Below are 2,824 nucleotides of genomic sequence, written 5' to 3'. Positions count from 1 at the left end.
TGACGCCGGGGGAGACGTACGAGATCACGGTGGAGGGCCCGGACACGGCGAACCTGTTCCTGGCCGGCCACCGACTGCGGCTCGACATCAGCTCCAGCAATTTCCCGCGCTTCGACGTCAACTCCAACACCGGGGGTACGGAAGTCGGCGACCGGCGCAAGGTCGTCGCCACCAACCGCGTCCACACGGGCGGCCGTTCGTGGCTGACCCTCTCCGCACTTCGCGCCAAGCTTGAAGGGCGCCCCGCATGACTGACGGACGGCTGTCTGACTCCTGGCGCCTGGCGCACGTGCGTGACGGTTTCACTCTGACGGCCGTCGGTGACCTGGTCGTGGACGACGCGCTCGCCCCGCTGCTGGAAACCCGCTCACCTGGCCTGCTGGAACTGCTGCGGTCAGCGGACGTGACCTTCGGCAACTTCGAGAGCACAGCCGTCGACCTGACGGACTTCGACGGCTGGCCCGAGGCCGAATCCGGCGGATCATGGCTGATCAGCACCTCGCGGGTGCCCGCGGATCTACGCCGGATCGGGTTCGACCTGATGGCCAGGGCCAACAATCACACCACCGACTGGGGCGTGGCCGGCATGCGGTCCACCGACCGTCTGCTCACCGAGGCGGGCATCGTCCACGCCGGCACCGGCGATACCCTCGCCGATGCGCGATCTCCGCGCTTCCTCACCACCCCCGCCGGCCGTGTCTCCCTGGTCTCCATCGCTTCCCGCTTCGAGCCCATGTCCCGGGCCGCCGACCCCCTGGGCCGCGTCCCCGGCCGCCCCGGTGTCAACGCCCTGCGCACCACCCGCCATGTGCTCGTCGCGGCCCAGCGTCTTCGCGAACTCGCCCTGATCCGTGACGCGTTGCCGCCCGGCTCGGTCCGCGCCTCCGTCCTCGCCGCCGACCGCAGGGACGGCACCGTGACCCTCTTCGGCACCCGCTACGCCGCGAAGCCCGGTCCCGAACCCCACACCGACGCCGTGGAGTTCCACTTCGTCGTGCACGAGTCGGACCGCGACGAGGTGCTGCACGCTGTCCGGCAGGCCAAGCAGACCTCCGACTTCACGATCGCCACGATGCACACCCACGAGCCGGGCAACTACAGCCAGGAGCCCCCCGACTTCCTCCCGCTCATCGCCCGCGAGACGATCGACAACGGCGCCGACGCGTTCCTCGGCCACGGCCCCCACCAGCTGCGCGGCATCGAGGTGTACCGGGGACGCCCGATCTTCTACTCCCTCGGCAACTTCGTCTTCATGGAGAACACCCAGCAGCCACTGACCCCGGGTGCCTACGACAAGGACGGCAGCCGCGAGCACGAGACCGAGGCCGAGTTCCTGGAACGCAAACGGGTCCATGGCGTCTTCGGCGAACAGATCTGGTACGAGTCCGTGGTCGCGGTCAGCCGGTTCGACGGCGACGGCGCCCTCCGGGCCGTGGAACTGCATCCGATCGAACTGCACTGGGGCGGCCCACGCGATGCCGACCGTGGCATTCCCCGGCTCGCCGACCGTCCCACCGCGGAGCGGATCCTGCTACGTCTGCAACGGCTCTCCAAGCCCTTCGGCACGCAGATCACCATCCGGGAGGGCATCGGACACCTCAGCCTCTGACCGGTCGATGGATGCTTGCGAGGCGTGACCGGGCCGGCGAAAGCGCCCACGATGATCTGCGCGTTGATCGCCCAGGGGCCGGCTCCGGACCGGGAGCCCGATGCGCGCAAGTACATGTACGAGATGTCTTTATGTTGACCCGCTCTGGCTGAACTCGATCACCGATGGTGCGCCCTGCACCGTCACTCCTCGCGAGAGAAGCCCCCCGAGAACACCGCCGTCCTCATCGACCAGATCCCGACATCCGAGCTGAACCCGCCCCGCACGCTGCCTGACAACGGGCGAGCGCGCTCGCAGTACACGTAGGACCCGGAACTACGTAGCGGATACGTGTTCGTCCGAATGTGGGAGGCGGGCGGAAGGCGGAGGGTGGAGCCTCATCTACCTGCCCTCATGCGGAAAAGAGGTGACCACGATGACCGGTCGGGACGCCGAAAGCCGTGGGAAACCGGGTCTTCGTCATGGACGTTTCGTCCGCCGGACGTTGCCCGCGGGACTGCCGTGGGCCGCCCCACGCGCCGGCGAGGGGGAGTGACCATGGAACTGCGCGAGCTCGAGTGGTTCACGACCCTGGCCGAGACCGAGCACATGACGGAGGCCTCGCTGCGCTTGAACGTCAGCCAGCCCACCCTGTCGCGAGCCCTGGCCCGGCTCGAGCGCAAGCTGGGCGTGAAGCTTTTCGACCGTCATCACAACGGGCTGCGGCTCAACAAGTACGGGGAGATCTTCCAGGCCCACGCCCTACGGGCCATGAGCGAGCTCGACAGGGGCGAGGAGCGGATCGTCACTCTGGTCGATCCGGAGCGAGGCTCGGTAGCGCTCGGATTCCTGCACTCGTTCGGTGGATGGCTGGTGCCCGACCTCTTGAACCGCTATCGCAAGCTCGCCTCGAGCACGTCCTTCGAGCTGCGCGGTGGCGCCTGTGACACGGTGATCGACGACGTACGCCGAGGGAACATCGACATCGGCTTCGTGGCTCCCGAACCGGTCGCGGACGATCTGGACTGGATCCCGCTCGGGCGCGAGCCGCTGTGCCTCGGCGTTCCGCCGGGCCACGTGTTCGAGGGCCGGGACCAGGTGGCGATCGCCGACCTTGCGCACGAGCCGATGGTCGCTCTCAGGGCCGGGTTCGGTCTGCGTCACGTCACGGACCGCTTGTGCCGTGAAGCAGGGTTCAGTCCCCGTGTCGAGATGGAGGTGACCGAGATCTCCACC

At 68.3% G+C, this 2,824-nt stretch carries 3 protein-coding genes; all 3 read left to right on the top strand.

The window, feature by feature from the left end; all coding sequences use genetic code 11:
- Nucleotides 1-251, top strand: a 251-nt coding sequence (locus tag JF597_RS54005) for a CocE/NonD family hydrolase C-terminal non-catalytic domain-containing protein (RefSeq protein WP_294014434.1), incomplete at its 5' end; no start/stop codon positions are given.
- Nucleotides 248-1,609: a CapA family protein gene (locus JF597_RS54000; protein WP_294014433.1), complete on the top strand. Its 1,362-nt coding sequence runs from the start codon at nt 248-250 to the stop codon at nt 1,607-1,609. The genes JF597_RS54005 and JF597_RS54000, both read left to right, overlap by 4 nt.
- Nucleotides 1,610-2,146: 537 nt before the next feature.
- Nucleotides 2,147-2,824 (top strand): LysR family transcriptional regulator (locus JF597_RS53995; protein WP_294014431.1); only part of this gene is annotated, 678 nt, incomplete at its 3' end.

The organism is Streptomyces sp. (assembly GCF_019510245.1).
Taxonomy (GTDB): domain Bacteria; phylum Actinomycetota; class Actinomycetes; order Streptomycetales; family Streptomycetaceae; genus Streptomyces.
This window is presented reverse-complemented; position numbering and strand designations above follow the sequence as displayed.

Excerpts from the sequence above, each read along its gene's own strand:
- JF597_RS54000 (WP_294014433.1), top strand. The coding sequence starts at position 248 with ATGACTGACGGACGGCTGTCTGACTCCTGGCGCCTGGCGCACGTGCGT.